The sequence below is a fragment of the Pseudomonas extremorientalis genome (genome assembly GCF_024584605.1).
Taxonomy (GTDB): domain Bacteria; phylum Pseudomonadota; class Gammaproteobacteria; order Pseudomonadales; family Pseudomonadaceae; genus Aquipseudomonas; species Aquipseudomonas extremorientalis.
The window spans coordinates 5,434,895-5,457,776 of sequence record NZ_CP089519.1 but is presented as its reverse complement, the minus strand read 5'-3'; the positions used below and the strand labels follow the sequence as shown (position 1 = coordinate 5,457,776).

General features: G+C 61.1%; 21 protein-coding genes. 5 read left to right on the top strand and 16 right to left on the bottom strand.

Features of this window, described 5'->3' with window-relative positions; genetic code table 11:
- Positions 1-51: 51 nt before the first annotated feature.
- From LUU92_RS24685 to dksA, 13 genes are all read right to left on the bottom strand, one after another.
- Positions 52-1,068 carry a class I SAM-dependent rRNA methyltransferase gene (locus LUU92_RS24685; RefSeq protein WP_093514391.1) on the bottom strand — a complete coding sequence of 339 codons (1,017 nt, stop codon included), beginning with the start codon at positions 1,066-1,068 and terminating at the stop codon, positions 52-54.
- Between the two features lie 57 nt (positions 1,069-1,125).
- The gene (locus LUU92_RS24680; RefSeq protein WP_257102774.1) at positions 1,126-1,995 is read right to left on the bottom strand and encodes an oxygenase MpaB family protein; all 870 of its coding nucleotides are present in this window, start codon (positions 1,993-1,995) and stop codon (positions 1,126-1,128) included.
- A gap of 16 nt (positions 1,996-2,011) precedes the next feature.
- Positions 2,012-3,949, bottom strand: coding sequence for an acetate--CoA ligase (gene acs, locus LUU92_RS24675; protein ID WP_257102773.1), 1,938 nt, complete (start codon positions 3,947-3,949; stop codon positions 2,012-2,014).
- Between the two features lie 105 nt (positions 3,950-4,054).
- Positions 4,055-5,719: a glucose-6-phosphate isomerase gene (pgi, locus tag LUU92_RS24670; protein ID WP_071490004.1), complete on the bottom strand. Its 1,665-nt coding sequence runs from the start codon at positions 5,717-5,719 to the stop codon at positions 4,055-4,057.
- A gap of 224 nt (positions 5,720-5,943) precedes the next feature.
- Entirely contained in the window at positions 5,944-6,795 is an 852-nt protein-coding gene (panC, locus tag LUU92_RS24665) for a pantoate--beta-alanine ligase (RefSeq protein ID WP_092248396.1), read from the bottom strand.
- Positions 6,792-7,592: a 3-methyl-2-oxobutanoate hydroxymethyltransferase gene (gene panB / locus LUU92_RS24660; protein WP_071490006.1), complete on the bottom strand. Its 801-nt coding sequence runs from the start codon at positions 7,590-7,592 to the stop codon at positions 6,792-6,794. The genes panC and panB overlap by 4 nt, the downstream gene beginning before the upstream one ends.
- 214 nt (positions 7,593-7,806) lie before the next feature.
- Entirely contained in the window at positions 7,807-8,304 is a 498-nt protein-coding gene (gene folK, locus LUU92_RS24655; RefSeq protein WP_222540435.1) for a 2-amino-4-hydroxy-6-hydroxymethyldihydropteridine diphosphokinase, read from the bottom strand.
- A 2-nt stretch (positions 8,305-8,306) separates the two neighbouring features.
- Complete coding sequence (locus LUU92_RS24650) at positions 8,307-9,701, bottom strand: polynucleotide adenylyltransferase PcnB (RefSeq protein WP_071490008.1); 1,395 nt, start codon at positions 9,699-9,701, stop codon at positions 8,307-8,309.
- Between the two features lie 708 nt (positions 9,702-10,409).
- Positions 10,410-11,840 carry a sigma-54-dependent transcriptional regulator gene (locus tag LUU92_RS24645; RefSeq protein WP_071490009.1) on the bottom strand — a complete coding sequence of 477 codons (1,431 nt, stop codon included), beginning with the start codon at positions 11,838-11,840 and terminating at the stop codon, positions 10,410-10,412.
- Between the two features lie 22 nt (positions 11,841-11,862).
- Positions 11,863-14,817, bottom strand: a complete 2,955-nt coding sequence (locus LUU92_RS24640) for a sensor histidine kinase (protein ID WP_162276390.1) — start codon at positions 14,815-14,817, stop codon at positions 11,863-11,865.
- Positions 14,801-14,977, bottom strand: coding sequence for a hypothetical protein (locus LUU92_RS24635; protein ID WP_003176118.1), 177 nt, complete (start codon positions 14,975-14,977; stop codon positions 14,801-14,803). Before LUU92_RS24635 ends, LUU92_RS24640 begins: the two co-directional genes overlap by 17 nt.
- A gap of 62 nt (positions 14,978-15,039) precedes the next feature.
- A complete protein-coding gene (gene gluQRS, locus LUU92_RS24630; protein ID WP_257102772.1) occupies positions 15,040-15,927 on the bottom strand; it encodes a tRNA glutamyl-Q(34) synthetase GluQRS in 888 nt (295 codons plus the stop codon).
- A gap of 83 nt (positions 15,928-16,010) precedes the next feature.
- A complete protein-coding gene (gene dksA / locus LUU92_RS24625; protein ID WP_058427634.1) occupies positions 16,011-16,454 on the bottom strand; it encodes an RNA polymerase-binding protein DksA in 444 nt (147 codons plus the stop codon).
- A gap of 319 nt (positions 16,455-16,773) precedes the next feature.
- On the opposite strand from dksA, the gene LUU92_RS24620 reads away from it, so the two are divergent.
- A complete protein-coding gene (locus LUU92_RS24620; protein WP_071490012.1) occupies positions 16,774-17,946 on the top strand; it encodes a pyridoxal phosphate-dependent aminotransferase in 1,173 nt (390 codons plus the stop codon).
- On the top strand, positions 17,946-18,656 hold the full coding sequence (gene sfsA, locus LUU92_RS24615) for a DNA/RNA nuclease SfsA (RefSeq protein ID WP_071490013.1): 711 nt from the start codon (positions 17,946-17,948) through the stop codon (positions 18,654-18,656). The genes LUU92_RS24620 and sfsA overlap by 1 nt, the downstream gene beginning before the upstream one ends.
- Here the strand turns inward: sfsA and LUU92_RS24610 are convergent.
- On the bottom strand, positions 18,653-18,970 hold the full coding sequence (locus LUU92_RS24610; RefSeq protein WP_257102771.1) for a Rieske (2Fe-2S) protein: 318 nt from the start codon (positions 18,968-18,970) through the stop codon (positions 18,653-18,655). The genes sfsA and LUU92_RS24610 overlap by 4 nt on opposite strands.
- Positions 18,971-19,125: 155 nt before the next feature.
- On the opposite strand from LUU92_RS24610, the gene LUU92_RS24605 reads away from it, so the two are divergent.
- Genes LUU92_RS24605 through LUU92_RS24595 form a run of 3 tightly spaced genes read left to right on the top strand, consistent with a single transcriptional unit; the run spans position 19,126 to position 21,805 of the window.
- Positions 19,126-20,004, top strand: coding sequence for a heme/hemin ABC transporter substrate-binding protein (locus tag LUU92_RS24605; protein ID WP_071490015.1), 879 nt, complete (start codon positions 19,126-19,128; stop codon positions 20,002-20,004).
- Positions 20,001-21,038, top strand: coding sequence for a FecCD family ABC transporter permease (locus tag LUU92_RS24600; RefSeq protein ID WP_071490016.1), 1,038 nt, complete (start codon positions 20,001-20,003; stop codon positions 21,036-21,038). Before LUU92_RS24605 ends, LUU92_RS24600 begins: the two co-directional genes overlap by 4 nt.
- Positions 21,038-21,805 carry a heme ABC transporter ATP-binding protein gene (locus LUU92_RS24595; protein WP_222540433.1) on the top strand — a complete coding sequence of 256 codons (768 nt, stop codon included), beginning with the start codon at positions 21,038-21,040 and terminating at the stop codon, positions 21,803-21,805. The genes LUU92_RS24600 and LUU92_RS24595 overlap by 1 nt, the downstream gene beginning before the upstream one ends.
- A gap of 245 nt (positions 21,806-22,050) precedes the next feature.
- Here LUU92_RS24595 and LUU92_RS24590 read toward each other — a convergent pair whose 3' ends face one another.
- A complete protein-coding gene (locus tag LUU92_RS24590) occupies positions 22,051-22,323 on the bottom strand; it encodes a TfoX/Sxy family protein (RefSeq protein WP_071490018.1) in 273 nt (90 codons plus the stop codon).
- A gap of 192 nt (positions 22,324-22,515) precedes the next feature.
- A complete protein-coding gene (locus LUU92_RS24585) occupies positions 22,516-22,860 on the bottom strand; it encodes a pentapeptide repeat-containing protein (protein WP_071490019.1) in 345 nt (114 codons plus the stop codon).
- Positions 22,861-22,882 lie beyond the last annotated feature (22 nt).

Here is a 22,882-nt window from a genome sequence, read left to right as displayed (position 1 = left end):
AGTATGGCACGGGTTTTCGGTTCCGAAGAGCAAGGGCCTTTGAGAAACGTCTTACAGTTGGAGTATCAGGGTTTTCAGGGGCGGTTGCTGATCCTGGGACGGGAAGTCCGCTCCAGGCGTCATGATTTTCCAGTCACGCACCGGGCGCCCGGCTTTTTCCGCGCAGCGCAGCACCTGTTCGCGCCAATCCTCCATGCTGACTTTCGCCAGGTTGTTGCAGCAGATCAGCACGCCATTGTCAGCGGTGGCCAGCAGGGCTGGCTTGAGCAGGCTCTGGTAGTCGCGCAGCAGGTCGACGGTGCCGAACGCGCTCTTGGCCCAGGCCGGTGGATCCAGCAGCACCAGGTCGTATTGACGTTGCTCCAGGCGCGGATAACTCGGCAGCTTTTGCCCACGGCGCTGGGTGATCGGCAGGCCTGCCAATTGGCGAATCGCCGGGAAGTAGTCGGACTGTACGAACTCCATGCTCGGCAATTGCGGGTTCAGCAAGCCGTTTTCGCGACCGACCGCCAGGTTGCCCTCGGCAAAGTCCAGGTTGCACACCTCGCGGGCGCCACCGGCGGCTGCGCTCAGGCCCACGCCGCAGGTGTAGGCGAACAGGTTGAGCACGCTTTTTCCGGCGCTGTTGGCCTTGACCCAGCCGCGGGTGTTACGCAGGTCGAGGAACAGCAGCGGGTCCTGCCCGGCATGCCGCCCACGCACGCGGTAACTGAGGCCCCACTCGTGGCCAACCAGGTCCTGCAGTGCGGCGGGTTCGGCGCGATACACCGTGTCTTCGCGGTCGATGCGCGAATTGCCACGGGCGCGATCGTTGTACACCAGCAGCAACTCCAGGCCCATGTACTGGTTGACCTGTTGATGCAGGTCCAGCAGGTCGGCGGTTTCCAGGGATTGGTGGAAACTCTGCACCAGCAACTGCGGGCCGTAGCGGTCGATGGTCAGGCCCCCGGCGCCTTCCTGGCTGCCATGGAACAGCCGGTAACAGTCGGTGCCTTGGGCGTGCAACTCGCTGATCAGGTCTTGGCGATGATCGAGGGCGGCGCGCAGCGCCTGATTCAAGGGAGACATGGAGCGCGCCTTGCTGGGGAATTGAGGGCGCGAAGTTTAACAGCTATGCGCCGTCGCCTACATCAACCCCATCCGGCGATGGGCGCGTTGCACAGAGCCATTGCGCATCGCCCAGCGCAACATCGGGGCACTGCGTTTGACGCCGGCACGGATCATCTGGCGTTGCAGCGGGCTCTGGTGCTGGTCGAGCATCGCGCTGGCCCAATCCGGCAGCAGGTCGATCCCGGCGCGCATCATCAAGCTGCCAAATGGCTTGGCCAGCAGGCTGGGGGAGGGAGCATTCAGCAGTAGCCGCAGCACTTCGCGGCTGCGATCGTCGCACAGCAATTGCGGGCGGATGCGAGCCAGATAATCCGAAACGTCCTGCCGAGAACGCGGAACATGCCGCGCACCCAGCTGTTCAGCGACCAAGGCAATTTCACTGTAGTAACGGTCCTCGTCGCGACCGGACAGGTGCGGGTTGCAATAACGCAAGTGAGCGGCCAGGAAGTGACTGACCTCCGCCACATGCACCCAGGTCAGCAATTCCGGGTCGCTGGCCGCATAAGGCCGGCCATCCGGGGCGTGGCCGACCACCTGCAAGTGAATGGTGCGGACTTTTTCGATCAGCCATTCGGCGTCTCTGCGCGAGCCGAACGTCGTGCCCGAAATGAACTGCGAGGTCCGCCGCAAGCGCCCGAGCATGTCCTGGCGAAAGTTGGAATGGTCCCACACGCCCGCCAGGGCCAGCGGATGCAAGGCTTGCAGCATCAAGGCGCTGATGCCGCCGATGAGCATGCTGCTGAAGTCGCCATGCACTTGCCAACTCACCGAGTCGGGCCCGAACAAGCCTGGGTCGCCCTTGGGGTTTTCCAGGTCCAGTTGGCCCAGCGACAGGCCGGTCAGGCTCATCAACTGGGTTTCGATACGGCTGCGGATAAATTCCATGGCGACGTGGGGTTTCCTATCGGTTCAGGCGTTTGTCGATCAAACCGTCGACCACGCTCGGATCGGCCAGGGTCGAGGTGTCACCCAGGCTGTCCAGTTCGTTGCAGGCAATTTTGCGCAAGATCCTGCGCATGATTTTGCCGGAACGGGTTTTCGGCAAGGCCGGGGCCCATTGGATCAGTTCCGGCTTGGCGAAGCTGCCAATTTCTTTGCTGACCAGATCCAGCAGGTGTTTTTTTAACGCATCGCTGGGTTCCACGCCATTCATGGGGGTGACAAAGGCATAGATGCCCTGGCCTTTGACATCATGGGGATAGCCCACCACGGCGGCCTCGGCCACCTGGTCGTGCAGCACCAGGGCGCTTTCTACCTCGGCAGTGCCGATGCGATGGCCTGACACGTTGATCACATCGTCGATGCGCCCGGTGATCCAATAATCGCCGTCTTCATCGCGGCGTGCGCCGTCACCGGTGAAGTAGTAGCCGGGGTAGGGTTTGAAGTAGGTGTCGACCATGCGCTGCGGATCGCCGTACACACTGCGGATCTGCCCCGGCCAGCTGGCTTTGATCGCCAGTACGCCACTGCCGGCGCCGCTGAATTCCTTGCCGTGTTCATCGAGGAGTACCGGCTGTACGCCGAACATTGGCTGGGTCGCGCACCCTGGCTTGATTCGCTGGGCGCTGGCCAGTGGGCTGAGCATGATGCCGCCGGTCTCGGTCTGCCACCAGGTATCCACAATCGGGCAGCGCTGTTCGCCCACGGCATTGAAGTACCAGTCCCAGGCCTCCGGGTTGATCGGTTCGCCGACGCTGCCCAGCAGGCGCAGGCTGGCGCGCGAGGTATTTTCCAGCGGGCCGTGGCCTTCGCGCATCAGCGCACGCAGGGCGGTGGGCGCGGTGTAGAAGATGTTGACCTGGTGCTTGTCGATCACCTGCCAGAAGCGCGAACTGTCCGGATAGCTCGGCACGCCTTCGAACATCAGCGAGGTCGCGCCATTGGCCAGCGGGCCGTACACGATGTAACTGTGGCCGGTGACCCAGCCCACATCGGCGGTGCACCAAAACACTTCGCCGTCGCGGTAGTCGAGTACGTACTTGAAGGTCATCGCCGCTTGCAGCAGGTAGCCGCCGGTGGTGTGCAGCACGCCCTTGGGTTTGCCGGTACTGCCGGAGGTGTAGAGGATGAAGAGCGGGTCTTCGGCGTCCATCGGCTCGGGCGGGCAGTCGCTGCTGGCCGCATCCAGGGCTTGTTGATACTTGAGGTCGCGACCTTCGCTCCAGTCAACGGCCGCTCCGGTGCGCTCCACTACCAGCACCGTGCTCACATTCGGACAACTGGCCAGGGCCTTGTCGACATTCTGCTTCAGTGCAACGGGCTTGCCGCCGCGCACGCCTTCGTCTGCGGTGATCACCGTGCGGCAGTCGGCATCGAGAATACGGTCACGCAAGGCATCCGGCGAGAAACCACCAAACACCACGGAGTGCACCGCGCCAATCCGTGTGCAGGCGAGCATGGCGTAGGCGGCCTCCGGGATCATCGGCATGTAGATGCATACCCGGTCGCCTTTCTTCACGCCACGGCTTTTCAGCACATTGGCCAGGCGGCTGACGTTCTGGTGCAGTTGGTGGTAGGTGATTTTTGAAGATTTTGTCGGATCATCGCCTTCCCAGATGAAGGCCGGCTGATCGGCGCGTTGCGCCAGGTGACGGTCGATGCAGTTGTAGCTGACGTTGAGTTGACCACCGGCAAACCATTGGGCGGTGCCGGTGTGGATGTCTGAGCGTTGAACGGTGTGCCAGGGGGTTATCCAGTCGAGAAAGCGCTCGGCCTGTTCAGCCCAGAAGGTATCCGGCTGTTCGATGGATTGGCGGTAGAGGCGCTGATAGTCCTCTTGACTGAGTTGCGCAGCCCGGCGGACGGCATCGGCGGTGGGGAACGTGCTGATATCGAACATGAGCGATCCTTATTCTTGTTTTTGCGACAAGTCATAAAGATGCACCCGGCAGGGGGAGGGTTCAAGGCCAACCTCCAAATGGACATTGGCCTTGCAAAACCCGGATCAGCCGCGGTGACGACCGCGGAAGTAATTGATCAGGCCCTGGGTCGAAGCGTCCTCGGCCGAGGTCTCTTCGGCGCCGGTCAGGCGGTTGTAGACGCCCTTGCCCAGCTCCTTGCCCAGTTCCACACCCCATTGGTCGAAGGCGTTGATACCCCAGATCACGCTCTGTACGAACACTTTGTGTTCGTACATGGCTACCAGGGCGCCCAGGCGACGCGGGCTGATGCGTTCGACCACGAGGGTGTTGCTCGGGCGGTTGCCCGGAATCACCTTGTGCGGTGCCAGCTTCTGCACTTCGTCTTCCGGGATACCTTTGTCGCGCAGCTCGGCTTCCGCTTCGGCGCGGGTCTTGCCGAGCATCAGCGCCTGGCTCTGGGACAGGCAGTTGGCGTACAGCCATTGATGGTGGTCGGACACTGGGTTGAAGCTGACGATCGGCACGATAAAGTCGGCCGGGATCAGTTGGGTCCCCTGGTGCAGCAACTGGTGGTAAGCGTGCTGGCCGTTGCAGCCAACGCCGCCCCAGATCACCGGGCCGGTATCGGTAGCGACGGGCGTACCGTCCTGGCGCACGCTCTTGCCGTTGGATTCCATGTCCAGCTGTTGCAAGTGTTTGGTGATGTTACGCAGGTAGTGGTCGTACGGCAGGATCGCGTGGCTCTGCGCGCCCCAGAAGTTGCCGTACCACACGCCCAGCAAGCCCAGCAGCACCGGCATGTTCTGTTCGAACGGGGCGTTCTGGAAATGCTGGTCCATGGTGTAGGCACCGGACAGCAGTTCCTTGAAGTTGGACATGCCGATGGCCAGGGCGATCGGCAAGCCGATGGCCGACCATAGCGAGTAACGGCCGCCGACCCAATCCCACATCGGGAAGATGTTTTCTTCGCGAATTCCGAAGGCCACGGCCGCCGCGTTGTTGCTCGACACGGCGATGAAGTGGCGATACAGCTCGGCTTCCGAGCCACCCTGGGCCAGGTACCAGGCACGGGCGGCCTGGGCGTTTTTCAGGGTTTCGAGGGTGTTGAAGGATTTCGACGAGACGATGAACAGCGTGGTCTCGGCGCGCAGCTTCAGGGTCAGCTCGTGGAACTCGCTGCCGTCGATGTTCGCCAGGTAGTGGCAGCGCACGCCTTTGTGGGCGTAGGACAGCAGCGCTTCGGAGACCAGCTCCGGGCCGAGGAACGAGCCACCGATACCGATGTTCACCACGTCGGTGATTGGCTTCTCGGTGTAGCCACGCCACAGGCCGTCGTGGATGCGGCCGACCAGGTCGGTGATCTGGTTCAGCACTTTGTGCACGTCCGGCATGATGTTCACGCCGTTGACCGACAGCTTGTCACCCACCGGACGGCGCAGTGCGGTGTGCAGCGCTGGGCGGCCTTCCGACGAGTTGACCGGTTCGCCTTTGTACAGCGCGTCAATGGCTTCCTTGAGGTGGACCTCTTTGGCGAGGTTTACCAGCAGGTCACGGGTTTCGCCGGTGATCAGGTTTTTCGAGTAATCGAGGAAAAGTCCGCAGCTGCTCAAGGTGAACTGGGAAAAACGCTGAGGATCGGCATTGAACGCTTCGCGCATGCTGAAATCCTGCATGGCTTGGCGATGTTGATTGAGCGCTTGCCAGGCGGGCAGAGCGGTAACGTCATGAGGGGTGCGGTAGTACGCCATCGCTGCGGGTTTCCTTTTATTACGGGGACTGCCTTTAGGACACTTATTTGCCTGGAACATCCAGTCTTTGATCAAGCAATGGGTTCCAGACAGCGCTAACCATAGCGCAGGGCGATTACATTAAACCTAGCGTGTCGATATGTCTTGGCTTTGTCTGCGCTAAGGCCGGTACTTTTTTATACCGGCACTTTTTATTTACGCAGTGAGGAGGGCAACTGGAAGGGTCAGTCGAGGATCAGATGCAGGTTATCGATGAGACGGGTGGCCCCCAAGTAGGCGGCGACCAGGATCACGATATCCCGATCTTCGGCCGTGGCCGGGCGCAAATGCACGCCTTGGCGCACTTCGAGGTAGTCCAGGCGCAGCCCGGCGGCTTCGATCTGGCGGACCTGTTCGGCGCGCAGCTTGGCGAAGTCATGGTCACCGGCCTTGATCGCAGCGCCTATCTGGCTGAGGCTGCGGTACAGCACCGGCGCAATGGCGCGCTGTTCGTCGCTGAGGTAACCGTTGCGCGACGACAGCGCCAGGCCGTCGTCGGCGCGCACGGTGGGCTCGCCGATGATCTGGATCGGCATGTTCAGGTCATGCACCATGGCGCGGATCACGGCCAGTTGCTGGTAATCCTTCTGCCCAAACACGGCCATGTCCGGCTGCACCATGTTGAACAGCTTGCTGACCACCGTCGCCACGCCTTCGAAATGCCCGGGACGGCTGGCGCCGCACAGGCCTTCGGACAGTTGCGGCACGCTGACACGGGTCTGGCCGGTCATGCCGCCGGGGTACATTTCCTCGACGGTAGGTGCGAAGAGCAGGTTGCAGCCGGCCTGCAGCAACTTTTCCTGATCGGCGGCCAGGGTGCGGGGGTATTTGTCCAGGTCTTCGCCGGCGCCAAATTGCAGCGGGTTGACGAAGATGCTGGCGACCACGAAATCCGCCTGCTGGGCGGCCTTGGTCACCAGGGTGGCGTGGCCGCTGTGCAGGTTGCCCATGGTCGGCACAAAGCCGATACGCTTGCCGGCGCTGCGGGCATGGGTTACGGCGGCCCGCAGTTCACGTACGGTTTTAACGGTGTTCATGCAGAGAACCCATGTTCGGCGGCCGGGAAAGTCACGCCTTTGACTTCGGCGACGTAGGCGCTCAAGGCGTCATGGATGCTGCTCTGGCCAGCCATGAAGTTCTTCACGAACTTCGGCACACGACCGCTGATCGACAGGCCGAGCATGTCGTGCAGCACCAGCACCTGGCCATCCGTGGCCGAACCTGCGCCGATACCGATTACTGGCACTTTCACGGCCTGGGTGATTTCTGCCGCCAACTCGCTCGGCACACATTCGAGCAGGATCATGGCCGCGCCGGCCTGTTCCAGGGCGATGGCGTCCGCACGCATCTGGCGCGCCTGGGCCTCATTCCGGCCCTGGACCTTATAGCCGCCAAGGATGTTCACCGACTGCGGCGTCAGGCCCATGTGCACACATACCGGCACGCCGCGTTCCGCGAGCAGGCGGATCGACTCGGCGAGCCATAACGCGCCTTCAATTTTGATCATGTGCGCGCCGGCTTGCATCAGCTTGCCGGCATTCTGGAAGGTCTGTTCGAGCGTCGCGTAACCCATGAACGGCAGGTCGGCGATGATGAAGGCGCCATCGTTACCGCGCTTGACGCTGGCGGTGTGGTACGCAAGTTCATCGGTGGTGACGGGCAGGGTGCTGTCATTCCCTTGAAGAACCATGCCCAGGGAGTCGCCCACCAGCAGCACTTCAACCCCGGCCTGGCAACTGGCGTGGGCGAACGTGGCGTCGTAGCAGGTCAGCATGGCGATTTTTTCACCTTTGAGCTTGAGGCTCTGCAAGGTGGTCAGGGTAATGTCTGGCATGAAAAGGGTCCTCGTTCAGGCGCTTGGAAACAGCGAGTAACGCGCGTGAGTCTTCGTTTATACAGGCGCACTTTCTTGAGAGCAGTGCTTATAAGGCCTGGATTGCGCCCTTCAGCGCCGGGTTGGCGGCAGCGGGACGCCTATAGTCGTGAGGAGGACACGGGAAGTCAATTGGATGTGTTACCGCATTGTTACGATGACGGTGTTACCGCTGTTACTGACGCGATTCAGCAACGGTGAGCCGTTCAAGACCGACAAACGGGCAGGCTTCAAGCAGTTCGTTGAGGGTTTGGCCATCGGGTAACGCCAGGCTGGCGGGCGCCAGTTCGGCCAACGGGTACAGCACAAAAGCCCTCAGGTGCATCTGGTAGTGCGGCACCTTGAGACGCGGTTCGTCGATCAGGCGATCGCCAAACAGCAGGATGTCCAGGTCAAGCGTGCGCGGGCCCCAGCGCTCGAGGCGTTCGCGGCCCTGGTCGTTCTCGATGGCTTGCAGCGCATCCAGCAGCTCAAGAGGGGCGAGGTTACTGTCAAGGGCGGCCACTGCATTGGTATAGCGCGGTTGGCCCGGGAGCAGGGAGTCACTTTGATAGAAGGCAGAGACACCGGTGACGTGCGTGCCGGGCAATTGCGCCAGTGCTTCGATAGCGCTGCGCAATTGCTGATCCGGGGCCGCCAGGTTGCTGCCCATGCCGATGTAGATGCGTTCCACGCTTATTCGCCCGAGGCGTCGGCCGCGCTGCGCTTGCGCTTGCTGCTGCTGCGGCGACGCTTCTTCGGCCCGGCGCCTTCGCCATCGCCTTTGCTGCCGAGGTCACGGATCATGTCGCGGCGTTCGCTGTCATTGGCGTCCTGGTAGTCGGTCCACCATTCGCCCAGGCCGTCGGTCTGCTCGCCGGCGCTCTCACGCAACAAAAGGAAGTCGTAGCCGGCGCGGAAACGCGGGTTGTCCAGCAACAGGTCGGCACGTTTGCCACTGCGACGTGGCAGGCGCTCCTGCATGTCCCAGATCTCACGGATCGGTATGGTGAACCGTTTGGGAATGGCGATGCGCTGGCACTGCTCGGCGATCAGCTCATGGGCGGCTTCCTGCATGGCCGGGATCGGCGGCATGCCACGCTCCTGCAGGCGCAGCACGCGCTTGGGCAGGGCCGGCCACAACAGGGCGGCAAACAGGAACGCCGGGGTGACCGGTTTGTTCTGCTTGATGCGCAGGTCGGTGTTGATCAGTGCTTCGCTGATCAGGGTGTGGGTGTACGTCGGGTTGTATTCCAGCGCCTCGGCGCTGGCCGGGAACAGTGGGTCGAATAACTGCAGGTCGACGAGCATTTCGAAGGTGTCGGCGGCGTAGCCCGAGAGGAACAGCTTCAACACTTCTTCGAACAGGCGCGCCGAAGGGATCTCCCGCAGCATCGGTGCCAGTTCGCGAATCGGCGCGGCGGTGTGTTTCTCGATGCCGAAGTTGAGCTTGGCGGCAAAACGCACTGCACGCAGCATGCGCACCGGGTCTTCCTGGTAGCGCTGGACCGGGTCACCGATCAGGCGGATCAGGTTGTTGCGGATATCGTGTACGCCATTGGCGTAATCGAGAATGCGCTCGCTGACCGGATCGTAATACAAGGCATTGATGGTGAAGTCGCGGCGCTGCGCGTCTTCCTCGAGGGTACCGTAGACGTTGTCACGCAGGATGCGCCCGCTTTCGTTGCGGGAAGACTGATTGGTGTCTTCCTCTTCATCGTTTTGCGGGTGGCCGGCGCGGAACGTCGCAACTTCGATGATTTCGCGACCGAAGTGGATATGCACCAGCTTGAAGCGCCGGCCGATGATCCGCGCATTGCGAAATTCGGCACGCACTTGCTCAGGCGTGGCGCTGGTGGCGACGTCGAAGTCCTTGGGCGTGATATTGAGCAGCATGTCGCGTACACAACCGCCCACCAGATAAGCCTGGTAGCCGGCGTTCTGCAAACGTTCGACGATATTCACGGCATAACGGCTGAATTGAGCGCGTTGCAGCGAATGCTGGCTGCTGTTGAGCACTTCAGGCGTGCTGCGTTTGTGTTGCGTACGACGCAAGGGAGAACGGAATGACTGGAACAACTTCTTCAGCATGGGATGCACTGTTTGAAGGAATGTTCGGCCATAACGAAGAATGACCGCATGATGGGCGGGGATTCTAGCATTTAGTCAGGGGATGGTGTAGGAACAAGCTGCAAGCCCCAAGCCAAAAGCTTCAAGAGGTTGCTGGGTGGTCAAATGGCGGAAACTACAAGGGGAGCCGAAGCTCCCCCAGAAGTAGTTGCGTGCTCTATTTTTATTATGGATTGCGGGCTTCTTGTTTTTGTTGATCGCCCTCGCCATGAAGCTTCACCTTCATGACACTCCCAATCGGGAGTCAAGAGCAAACGGATTGCTTTGGTCGCTGTGTTGCTGATCTACGATCCAACCAGTTCAGGCTCTGCCTTAGGGCAGTTTTTGTTGTTCTCGGCCTGGTTGCGGGGCAAGCCCCAAATGCAACGCCTCTCCAAAAGAATCAGTTAGCTGCGCCTCCGCCGTGTTGTTTTTGTTATGCGTGAGTCGATTCGTCTTATTTTTATTGTCTTGTACAAAGCTTGTTATTGTTTTTGTACTAAGCATATAGCAGGGTGCGTGCCAACTTTTGCACCGCCCAGCAAAACCGGGGGGTTGAGGTGGTATCGGGCTTTTGACGGCCCAAAAAAAGCCAGGGCTTCGTTACCGTAAGCCCCGGCTTTTGTTACGCGAAATATCCGCGGTAACAGTTTTTTCACATCTGCGGGTGTTACCTGTGGGGGCGCCCCCTCAACTCTCGCTGGCCACGCCGGTCTTGCGCCGTGGAATGCCCAGGCGCTGGCGACGTTCCCACAGGCATTTACGGCTCACGCCCAGCTTGCGCGCCAGTTCGGTCTCGGTCATATGGTCCTGGTGCTCAAGGACGAAATGCTGGAAGTAATCTTCCAGTGACAGATCTTCCGTCGGCTCGTGGCTGGTGTTGCTACCGCCGCCCTGTTGTGGGGCCAGGCCGATGAAGTCGTCGTCCTCCAGATCGCTCAGCTCAATGTCGATGCCCAGCAGCTCGGCGGAAATCTCCGGGCTCTCCGACAGGATCACCGCACGCTCGACCGCATTTTCCAGCTCCCGCACGTTACCCGGCCATGAGTAATGCCGAATCGCCTGCTCGGCGTCCGGGGCAAACTTCAGGTCGGTACGATTGATGCGCGCGCTCTGGCGCAGCAAGAAGGCGTTGGCGATCTCGTTGACGTCGGCGCCACGCTCACGCAGGGCCGGCAACTTGAGGGCGATCACGTGCAGGCGGTAATACAAGTCTTCACGGAACTGGCCGATCTTGGCCAGGCTCTTCAGGTCCCGGTGGGTCGCGGCGATCAGTCGAACATCGACCTTCTGCGATTGCACCGAGCCCACACGGCGAATCTCGCCTTCCTGCAACACGCGCAGTAACCGCGCCTGGGCTTCCAGAGGCAGTTCGCCGATTTCGTCGAGGAACAGCGTGCCGCCGTCCGCCGCTTCCACCAGGCCCGCACGCCCGGCGCTGGCGCCGGTAAACGCGCCTTTTTCGTGGCCGAACAGTTCGGACTCGATCAGGGATTCAGGGATCGCCGCGCAGTTCACCGAGATCATCGGCGCCTTGGCACGCTTGGACAGGTTGTGCAGGGCGCGGGCCACCAGTTCTTTACCGGTGCCAGACTCGCCCTGGATCAATACATTGGAGTCGGTGGGCGCGACTTTGCGGATCTTGCTGTACAGGTCCTGCATGGGTGGGCAGGAGCCGATGATGCCGATCTCGCCGTTGCTGTTGTCGACGCCTGGCTTGTCATTGGTTTTGCTCGCCGGTCGTTGCTCGGTCGGCGCGCTGCTGGCCGACTGGCGGTCGCGCAGGATACGGGCCACCGCCTGGAGCATCTCGTCATGGTCGAATGGCTTGGCGATGTAATCCACCGCGCCCATCTTCATGGAGTCCACCGCCGACCGCAGGCTGGCGTAGCTGGTCATGATCAGCACCGGAGTGCCCTGGCCCAGCTTGATCAACTCGGTACCAGGCGCGCCAGGCAGGCGCAGGTCGCTGACAATCAGGTCGAACGTGGGAATGCTGAACCGCTCCTGGGCTTCCTGCACCGAGCCGGCTTCGCTGACCTGGTACTGATTTCGTTCAAGCAGGCGACGCAAGGCAGAGCGGATAATGGTTTCGTCTTCGACGATCAAAATGTGCGGCATTGATTCAATTCTCTCGACGGTCTCAGTTCACAGCGGACGTCGCTTCGACATGACGCGGCAAGGTCACCCGAATACGGGTGCCGCGTTGGCTTTCGGTGTCAGCCGGGCTGTCGATGGTGATTTGTCCATAATGCTCTTCAACGATGGAATAGACCAGTGCAAGGCCCAGACCGGTACCTTCACCTGGGTCCTTGGTGGTGAAGAAGGGTTCGAACAATCGGTCCATGATGTTCTGTGGAATACCACTGCCTTCATCTTCGACGATCAGATCGACCGTATGTTCGAAAGCCTCGGTCTTGACGCGCACCGCACCGCCGGCCGGGGTGGCGTCACGGGCGTTGGACAGCAGGTTGATCAGCACCTGGGCGAGGCGTTGGGAGTCGCCGTCGACCCAATGGTCGGGGTCGCATAAATTGAAGAACTGTACTTCGAAATTGCGCCGGTTCAAGGCCAGCAGCCCAATGGCGTCCTGTGCCACCTCGGCCAGGCACACGGCTTCGTCGTGGTTCTGGTGGGCGCCTGCGTGGGCAAAGCTCATCAGCGACTGCACGATGCGCGAAACACGCTTGGTCTGTTCGAGGATCTGCCCGCTGATTTCGGTGATTTCGCCGTCGTCTTCACGCTCTTCCCGCAGGTTCTGCGCCAGGCAGGCAATACCGGTGATCGGATTGCCGATTTCATGGGCCACGCCCGCCGCCAACCGGCCGATACTGGCCAGGCGCTCGGAGTGCACCAGCTTGTCTTCGAGCATCTGGGTTTCGGTCAGGTCTTCCACCAGCAGCACCAGACCACTGTTACCGGGGGCCAGGGGTTCGTCGATGGCGGCTTTGTGCAGGTTGAGCCAGCGGGTCTGGCCGTCAAGGGCCAGGTGCTGCTTGTGCAGGTGTTCGTCGGGCAGGTTGATGAAGCCTTGCAACAGTTCTTTCCAAGGCTCGCCCAGTGTATTCAGGCGTGAGCCGACTACGCGTTGCGCCGCGATACCGGTGAGTTCTTCCATGGCCTTGTTCCACATCAGGATCTCTTGATCCTTGGCCAGGGAGCAGACGCCCATCGGGAGTTCCTGCAGGGTCTGGCGGTGGTAGCGACGCAGGGCATCGAGTTCGGCGGCCAGGCCTGTGAGGCGGGAGTGGTAGTCCTCCAGCCGGCTTTCGATGAAATGGATGTCTTCGGTCACGTAGTTTTCGCCGCCGGCCTTGTAGGGCAGGAAAGTTTCCACCATGTCCTGGGACACGCTCGGCCCCATCAATCCGGACAGGTTGGCTTCGATACGGTCACGCAGGCGGCGCAGGGCGTAGGGGCGGCGCTCATCGAACGGCAGGTAGAGATCGCGCAGCGCCTGCTCGACTTCCTTCTGTGCCGCCTTGGCACCCAACGGCTTGGCCAGTTGCGTGGCGAATTCCTGGGGTGAGGCGGCATGCAATTCACGTCGTTGCGGACGGCGTACGTTATCCACCGCGCAAGCTTCGGCGGCGCTGGTTTCTTCCGGGCTGGCGTTGGTAAACAGTGAGATCAGGGTGAACATCAAGACGTTGGCGGCCAGCGACGCAATCGCGGCCATGTGCCAACTGGTGTCATCCAGCACGTAGATCATGTTCAGCAACGGGATGTAGAAGCCCTGCAGGTTGCCGACCAGCGGCAGCAGCATGGTCACGACCCACACCAGGATCCCCGCCAGCAGCCCGGCGATGAAGCCACGCCGATTGGCGGTCGGCCAATACAGTACCGACAGCACGCCCGGCAGGAACTGCAACGTGGCGACAAATGCAACGATCCCCAGGTTGGCCAGGTCTTGACCCGCGCCCAGCAGCAGGTAGAAACCATAGCCGGCCATGATGATCGCGACGATCAGCGCGCGCCGTGTCCATTTCAGCCAGCGGTAGATATTGCCCTCGGCCGGTGGTTGGTACAGCGGTAACACCAGGTGGTTGAGTGCCATCCCCGAGAGGGCCAGGGTGGTCACGATGATCAACCCGCTGGCAGCCGATAGCCCCCCGACGTACGCCAATAGCGCCAAGGCCGGGCTATTCGCGGCTATGCCGATGCCCAGGGTGAAATACTCAGGATTGGTGGTGGCCCCCAGTTTCAGACCGGCCCACAGGATCAGCGGCACCGCCAGGCTCATCAACAGCAGGAACAACGGCAAACCCCAGCTGGCGCTGACCAGCGAGCGCGGGTTGAGGTTTTCGGTAAAGGTCATGTGGTACATGTGCGGCATCACGATTGCCGAGGCGAAGAACACCAGCAGCAGTGTGCGCCAGGGGCCTTCCTGCAATGGCGTATGCAGGGCGGCGAGGGCGGTCTGGTTCTGCAGCAGCCACAGTTCCAGCTGTTGCGGGCCGTCGAACACGCCGTAGAGCGCGTACAGGCCAACGCCGCCGATGGCGATCAGCTTGATCACCGACTCGAAGGCAATCGCGAACACCAGGCCCTCGTGCTTCTCGCGGGTGGCGATATGGCGTGAGCCGAAGAAAATCGTGAACAGCGTGATCAGCGCGCAGAAGGCCAGGGCCACCCGATGTTGCACCGGTTCGCGGGTCAGGATGCTGATGGAGTCCGCCACCGCCTGGATTTGCAGGGCCAGCAACGGCAGCACGCCGATCAGCATGAACATGGTGGTCAGCGCGCCGGCCCAGGTGCTGCGAAAGCGGAAGGCGAACAGGTCGGCCAGGGAGGACAGTTGGTAGGTGCGGGTGATCTTCAGGATCGGGTAAAGCAGCACCGGTGCCAGCAGAAAGGCACCGGACACCCCGAGGTAGCTGGAAAGAAAACCGTAACCGTATTGATAGGCCAGGCCTACGGTGCCATAGAACGCCCAGGCGCTGGCGTAAACGCCAAGGGACAAGGTGTAGGTCAGCGGATGGCGAATGATCGCCCGCGGAATCATTCCACGCTCACTGATCCAGGCCACCCCGAACAGCGCGGCCAGGTAGGCGGCGCTGATCAGCAGCATCTGGGTGAGGCTAAAGCTCATCGGCATCTTTTTGGCTCTGCAGGATGAAAGTCACGACGATCAGGATCAGCCACAGCAGATAAGGGCGATACCAGGCGCCCGTGGCGTCGATCCACCAATCCATGATGGCGGGGGAAAACAGGTAGATCCCGACGACCAGCAGCAGGACCAATCGATAGATGTACATGTTGGCCTCTGATTGAAAAACTGCGGCGATGGTAACGGATGCCGGCCAAGCTGCAAGCGCCTTCAGCTCAATTGCGCTTCTGCCAGCGTGAGTCTGTGCGGTATCCGCGTGGCGTCCCAGTGCTGGATGCCCCAATCCAGCAGTTCCCGTGGGCTGGCGTGGAGCAGCTCGTCACCGGGTTGCTGCCCGAGGGCGCGCAGGGCCCTTAATAGCAAAGGCGTGGCCTGGTCGGGTGTCAACGGCGGGGAACGATAGGATTTGCCCAATTTGTTACCGTCCGGCTGGACGATCAGTGGCACATGCAGGTAGCGCGGTTGGCGCAGGCCGAGCAGTTCCTGCAGGTAGAGCTGGCGCGGCGTGGAGTCGAGCAGGTCTGCACCGCGCACGATATCGGTAACACCTTGCCACGCATCGTCGAGGACGACTGCCAATTGATAAGCATAGAGGCCATCGCGGCGACGGATGACGAAATCGCCTACATCGCGACCCAGGTGCTGTCGGAATTCACCCTGGACGCGGTCGGTAAAGTGGTAAGCAAGCTCAGGAACACGCAAACGGATGGCGGCATCTTGCTGATCGTGGCCGGCATTGCGACACAGGCCCGGGTAGATGCCGTTGTAGGCCTCCAGTTGTTTACGTGAGCAAGTGCAGGCGTAGGCGAGGCCGTGGTTGAACATATCGTTCAGTACTTTGGCATAGGCTTCGTGCCGTTCGCTTTGTCGGACCAGTTCGCCGTCCCACTCAAACCCGTAGCTTTCCAGTGCATGCAGGATCGCTGCCTGGGCGCCGGGCTCTTCGCGGGGCGGGTCGAGGTCTTCCATGCGCATCAGCCAGCGGCCGTGGTTGGCGCGGGCGTCGAGGTAGGAGGCGAGGGCGGCGACCAGTGAGCCGAAATGCAAGTGGCCGCTGGGCGTTGGGGCAAAACGCCCGATATAGGTAGAGGCTGTCATGGGCCGGATACTACTGGAAATTCGGTAAACGCCAGCAACAAAAATGGGGCGTTCGCACGCCCCATTCGTTCAGCTCGGCTGGATTACTTGCCGACCTGTTTTTCCTTGATTTCGGCCAAGGTCTTGCAGTCTACGCAGAGGTCCGCGGTTGGGCGGGCTTCCAGGCGACGAATACCAATCTCGACACCGCAGGATTCGCACCAGCCGTATTCTTCGTCCTTGATCAACTGCAGCGTCTTGTCGATCTTCTTGATCAACTTGCGCTCGCGATCACGGGCGCGCAGTTCCAGGGCGAATTCTTCTTCCTGGCTCGCGCGGTCGGCCGGGTCAGGGAAGTTGGCTGCTTCGTCCTTCATATGGTCAACCGTGCGGTCGACTTCCTGCATCAAGTCCTGTTTCCACTTGTTCAGGATCTTGGTGAAGTGCTCGCGCATGGGCTCGCCCATGTACTCCTCACCTTTCGTCTCTACGTAAGGTTCGAAGCCGTTGAGGCCTTGAGTCTGCTGTTGCTTTGCTTGGGTGGACATGAATAGACCGCCTCTCACTCTTCTAATCCATTGCGCAGGATTGCAACGTCACCGACACCTGCCGGCCCTGCGGCTGCAAGCGGGCGAACTTACCAGATAGATTCGGGGTGCGCCACTCCCGGTTGTCGAGGCCCACGGCAAAGGGGTTGCAAACTGCGACTGCCCGCCATTGCTGGGTATGTGTTGCCTCGAATGTAGATTTTAGTCGGTTTGCAGGCGCTTGCTCGGACTGCACATGCCGCCGGGCAGGCAATAGAACATGTTTTACGGCGCGGGTTCGGTAGAATCCAGATTTTGTCCTCACCGTTAAGGAAGGCTAATGGCCCAGCCCTACAGTGCGCGCAGTCGCGCCATCGAACCTTTTCATGTCATGGCATTGCTGGCGCGGGCCAATGAGCTGCAGGCCGCCGGCCATGACGTGATTCACCTGGAAATCGGCGAACCGGATTTCACCACCGCCGAGCCGATCATCCAGGCCGGCCAGGCGGCATTGGCCAATGGTAAGACCCGTTACACTGCAGCCCGTGGCCTGCCAGAGTTGCGCGAAGCCATCAGCGGTTTTTATCAGCAGCGTTACGGCTTGAACGTGGATCCCGAGCGCATTCTGATCACTCCTGGCGGGTCCGGCGCGTTGCTGCTGGCCAGCAGCCTGCTGGTTGACCCGGGCAAGCATTGGCTGCTCGCAGACCCTGGTTACCCCTGCAATCGCCACTTCCTGCGCCTGGTAGAGGGCGCGGCGCAACTGGTGCCGGTAGGCCCGGAGGTGCGCTATCAGTTGACCGCCGACCTGGTGGCCAGGCACTGGGATCAGGACAGTGTGGGCGCGCTGGTGGCCTCGCCAGCCAACCCGACGGGGACGATCCTCACCCGTGACGAATTGGCCGGGCTTTCTGCGGCCATCAAGGCGCGCAACGGCCACCTTGTGGTGGATGAGATCTACCATGGCCTCACTTACGGCACCGACGCAGCCAGCGTGCTGGAAGTCGACGACGACGCCTTCGTCCTCAATAGTTTTTCCAAGTATTTCGGCATGACCGGCTGGCGTTTGGGGTGGCTGGTTGCACCCCCGGCGGCAGTGGGCGAGTTGGAGAAGTTGGCGCAAAACCTCTACATCAGTGCTCCTAGCATGGCCCAACACGCGGCGCTGGCGTGTTTCACCCCACAGACCCTGAGCATTCTCGAAGAGCGTCGTGCCGAATTCGGTCGCCGTCGCGACTTCCTGTTGCCCGCCCTGCGCGAGCTGGGGTTTGGCATCGCCGTTGAGCCGGAGGGGGCGTTCTATTTGTACGCCGATATCAGCGCATTTGGCGGTGATGCCTTCGCATTCTGCCGCCATTTTCTCGAAACCGAGCATGTCGCTTTTACGCCTGGCTTGGACTTTGGCCGCTACCAGGCCGGTCATCATGTGCGTTTTGCCTACACGCAGAACCTCGATCGGCTACAAGAAGCGGTCGAGCGGATCGCCCGTGGTCTGCGGAGCTGGCAAGGCTGATGCGCTTTAATCCTCCCCTTGAAGAAGCGCGACTGATTCGCCGCTACAAGCGTTTTCTCACCGATATCGAGACCGTTACCGGCGAGTTGCTGACCATTCATTGCCCCAACACGGGCTCAATGCTCAATTGCATGGTGGAAGGTGGGCAGCTCTGGTTCAGCCGCTCCAATGACCCCAAGCGCAAATTGCCCGGCACCTGGGAAATCGCCGAGACGCCCCAGGGCCGGTTGGCCTGTGTGAACACGGCGCGCGCCAATCAATTGGTCGAGGAGGCGCTGCATGCAGGGGTGATCACTGAGCTCAATGGCTTTACCGCGTTGAAACGCGAAGTGCCTTACGGCCAGGAGAAAAGCCGCATCGACTTTCGCCTGGATTATCCCGACGGCGCGGCCTATGTCGAAGTCAAAAGTGTGACCCTGGGCTATGACGGCTCTGCGGTTGCGGCGTTTCCCGACGCGGTGACCCAGCGCGGCGCCAAGCATTTGCGTGAGCTGGCGCACCTGGCGCGGGAGGGTGTGCGCGCGGTGCAGCTGTACTGCGTCAATCTCTCGGGGATTGAGGCTGTGCGACCGGCGGTGGAAATCGACGCCGGTTATGCTGCAGCCCTGCGTGAAGCCAAGGCGGCAGGGGTGGAAGTGCTGGCGTATGGCGTGCGTGTGACCTGCGAAGAAATCTGTGTAGACCGGCGCCTGGACGTGCTGCTCGACTAGAGTTCCACCCATAGGCCTTGAGCGTCTTCGCAGCCGCGCAGGGCGGTCAGGCTCTGCCCGGCGCAAGGGCCGGCGATGCATTCGCCATTCTCGATCAGGAACAGGGCGCCGTGGGTTGCACACTGGATCAGGCTGGCGCTGTCGTCGAGAAACTGGTCGGGTTGCCATTCCAGTGAAATGCCACGATGGGGGCAACGGTTGATGTAGAAGTACGCAACGCCGTCGCGGCGCACGGCCAGCAGCTTGCACCCGTCGATATCAAAACCGAGGCTGCTGTTGGGCGCGAGTGCGGTGGAGGGGCAGAGAAACTTCATTTCACTCCTTAAGTGCCTTGACGTTCAAATGCAAACAATTATCAAATGCCGGCTCGCCCGTCAGCTGACCGGGCGCTCAATACGATGCCAGACGGGCGTTTGCTGTCACATCGATGAGTGCTTGAGCGGCCCTGCCCTTGGAAGGAAACCCTGTTATGCGACTGAGTACCAGCGCTATTGCGCTCGTTGTCGGACTGCTGGTCAACCACGGGGCGCAAGCCTCTGAACTGCCACAACGCTGGGTGAGTGCCGGTGGGGCGCTGTCGGAATGGGTGACGGCCCTGGGCGGCGAGTCGAAACTGGTCGGGGTGGACACTACCAGCCAGCATCCCGAGTCCCTCAAGGCGTTACCGAGCATTGGTTATCAGCGGCAATTGTCGGCGGAAGGCATTTTAAGTCTGCGCCCGCAGGTGCTGGTCGGCACCGAAGAAATGGGGCCGCCGCCGGTGCTGGCGCAGATTCGCAGTGCAGGCGTGCAGGTGGAAATGTTCTCGGCGCAGCCGGACCTGCCGACGTTGAAAGGCAATCTTCAACACCTGGGTAAGTTGCTGGGCAGCGAGGCCAAGGCCACCGAATTGTTTACCGGATATGAGCAGGCGCTGGATCAGCAGAAACGCTGGGTGACCAAGGCTCAGTCCACGCAAAAGGCGCCAGGCGTGTTGTTGTTGCTCGGGCATGCAGGCGGCAAGCCGCTGATCGCGGGCAAAGACACAGCGGCCGACTGGATGTTGCAACAGGCGGGCGGGCGCAATCTGGCGGTCCATGAAGGTTACAAGCCGTTTTCGGTGGAGTCGTTGGCGGGCTTGAGCCCGGATGTACTGGTGTTTGCTGACCGTGCCCTGACCGGAGACGCAGCGCGTGCGGCACTGTTCAAGGAAAACCCGATCCTGGCGTCCACGCCGGCGGCCAAGAGCGGGCGAGTGTTTGAGGTCGATCCCACCCTGTTGGTCGGCGGACTTGGGCCGCGTATGCCGCAAAGCCTCGCGGACCTGTCTGCCGGGTTTTACCCGTCCCAGGCCAAACCAGCCCCATGACCACTCCGGTAAAACCGAAAACGCTGTTTGTTGGGTTGGCGTTGTTGTGTGTCTTGGCGATCTGGCTTTCGCTGGCGCTGGGGCCGGTCAGCTTGCCTCTGTTGGATACGCTCAAAGCCGCCTTGCGCTTGATGGGGCTGCCGATTGAGCCCCAAGGGCTGGAGCAGGCTGAGCTGATCCTGGGGCAGATCCGTTTGCCACGCACGCTGCTGGGCTTGGCTGTCGGCGGGGTATTGGCCTTGTCGGGGGTGGCGATGCAGGGGTTGTTCCGCAATCCTCTGGCAGATCCAGGTTTGGTCGGGGTCTCCAGCGGTGCTGCACTGGGGGCGGCGGTGGCGATTGTCGGTGGTTCGTTTTTCGGTGGTTTGCCGGATGCCGTTGGACCTTACCTGTTGTCACTTTGCGCATTCCTGGGAGGGCTGGGTGTGACGGCACTGGTATATCGCTTGGGGCGGCGCAACGGCCAGACCAACGTCGCGACAATGCTGCTCGCGGGCATTGCCCTTACGGCTCTCGCCGGTTCGGCGGTGGGCCTGTTCACCTACCTGGCCGACGACGCCACCTTGCGCACCCTGACATTTTGGAACCTGGGCAGTCTCAACGGCGCCAGCTATTCGCGGTTATGGCCGCTGTTGCTCGTGAGCGCGGGTGTGGCGCTGTGGTTGCCGCGCCGGGCCAAGGCGTTGAATGCCCTGTTGCTCGGTGAGTCGGAGGCCAGTCATCTCGGCATCGATGTGGAACGGCTCAAGCGCGAATTGGTGTTGTGCACGGCGCTGGGCGTGGGGGCGGCGGTTGCCGCAGCGGGCATGATCGGTTTCGTGGGGCTGGTGGTGCCGCATCTGGTGCGCTTGTTGGCGGGGCCGGATCATCGTGTGCTGTTACCGGCATCGGTCTTCGCGGGTGCGAGCCTTTTGTTGTTTGCCGATCTGGTCGCACGGCTTGCCTTGGCACCGGCTGAGTTGCCCATCGGTATCGTTACAGCGTTTATCGGTGCGCCGTTCTTTCTTTTCCTGTTGTTGCGGGGGCGTGCCTGATGCTTCGTGTGGAAGACCTGCACATCCGTCGCGGGCGCAAAACCGTATTGGCAGATATCACACTCGACCTGTTGCCGGGTGAAGTGCTCGGCGTGTTGGGGCCCAATGGTGCAGGCAAAAGTACGCTGCTCGGTGCGTTGTGCGGCGAGTTGCATCCCGACCAAGGCACAGTGTGCCTGGATCAACGTCCTTTGCAGGAGTGGAGTGGGGCACAACGAGCACAGCGCCTCGCGGTATTGCCGCAAAGCTCGACGTTGGACTTCGCTTTCCGTGTCGAAGAGGTTGTCGGCATGGGCCGCTTGCCTCATCAGACCGGGCGCGTGCGCGATGACGAGATCATCGAGGCGGCCTTGCAGGCGGCTGACGTCGGGCACTTGAGCGGTCGCAGCTACCTGGCGTTGTCCGGTGGCGAGCGCCAGCGGGTGCACCTGGCGCGCGTGCTTGCACAATTATGGCCAGGTGAAGCGGGGCAGACGTTGTTATTGGATGAGCCGACGTCAATGCTGGACCCTTTGCATCAACACATGACTTTGCAGGCCATTCGTACCTTCGCCGATCGTGGGGCGGCGGTGCTGGTGATCCTTCATGACTTGAACCTCGCAGCCCGTTACTGTGACCGTATTCTGTTGCTGGAGGCGGGGCGTCCGCATGCCTTGGATACGCCGGCGCAAGTGATGCAGCCTGAGCCCCTGAAAGCTGTTTTTGGTCTGGATGTGCTTGTGCAGGCTCATCCCGAGCGTGGGCATCCTCTGATCATTGCGCGCTGAATTCGACTTTTCCACAGGCAAAAAAAGACCCGGCAAAAGCCGGGTCAAATAACCGTGATTAGCCTGATGAGGAGATAATCTGAGAGTCCGAACCAATGGTCTTTCAGTTATCGGCTGATCTCGCGACCAGTTGTGATAATCATAACGATTCTCATTTGAGAGTCAACCTTTGTTTTCTCGGTGTCTTGGGGTTTTCTCAAACGCCCGTTCGGAATGTCTATAAACAGGGGGGCCTGATAGTCGATCTAATTCTTTTGGCGCGTTGAAATAGCGTCAAGTTGACGGTTCAACGCTTCCTTGCGCTCGGCAGGAATGTCATTCCAGTGCACGTCCATCAATGCCCCTTCGATGGCATACAGCAGCACTTTCGATGCACGAAACCCGCGCGTTCGCACGGCCCGGTAGGCATCAACCGCACCCAGGCGACGCAAGTCGGACGCACTGTGGATGCCCACCGCATGCAGCCACTGTGCTGATGTCTTGCCAAGGTTTTTCAGGTGTTGCAGCTCATCGTTCATCAAGCCTCCTTGCGACGGCCGAATGGTGCGGTGGGTATGTGACCAGGCAAGCCTGAACAGAAGTGTAGCGCTCAGTAGGAAAAGCGTAGTTCTTTAGTCGGAAACGGCCTAAAGACGTATAAGCATGACCAGGTCTGGCAGGCGGGAAGTCCCCGGCACGCCTGCGCGAAACCGGGGCGGAAGCAGAGGGTTTCAGCGAGTGCGATAGCGCAGGCGTGTGCCGAAATTGACCGACATGAGAATCTCGTCAGCGCTCAGTTCGGGCGGGAAGTACGTGCCTGAAATCTGCGCGTGGGCCAGGCTGGCGCCCTCCAGCGGGCAGTCGCGCAGGTCCAGCCCGCGTAAATCGGCAGATCGGAAATAGGCGTCGGTAAAGTCCACGCCTGCCGTGTTCAGTTCGCGCAGATCCAGCCCACGGAAGTCGCCACCGCGCATGTCGATGGCACCGTCTTTTGGACGTTCCCGGTTGAAGCCTCGCACATCGTCTTTATGCAGGAGCGAGTAAAGCGGCGTATCAAGAAGCTTGGGCTGACTCATGACGGCAACTCCCGTTGGATTT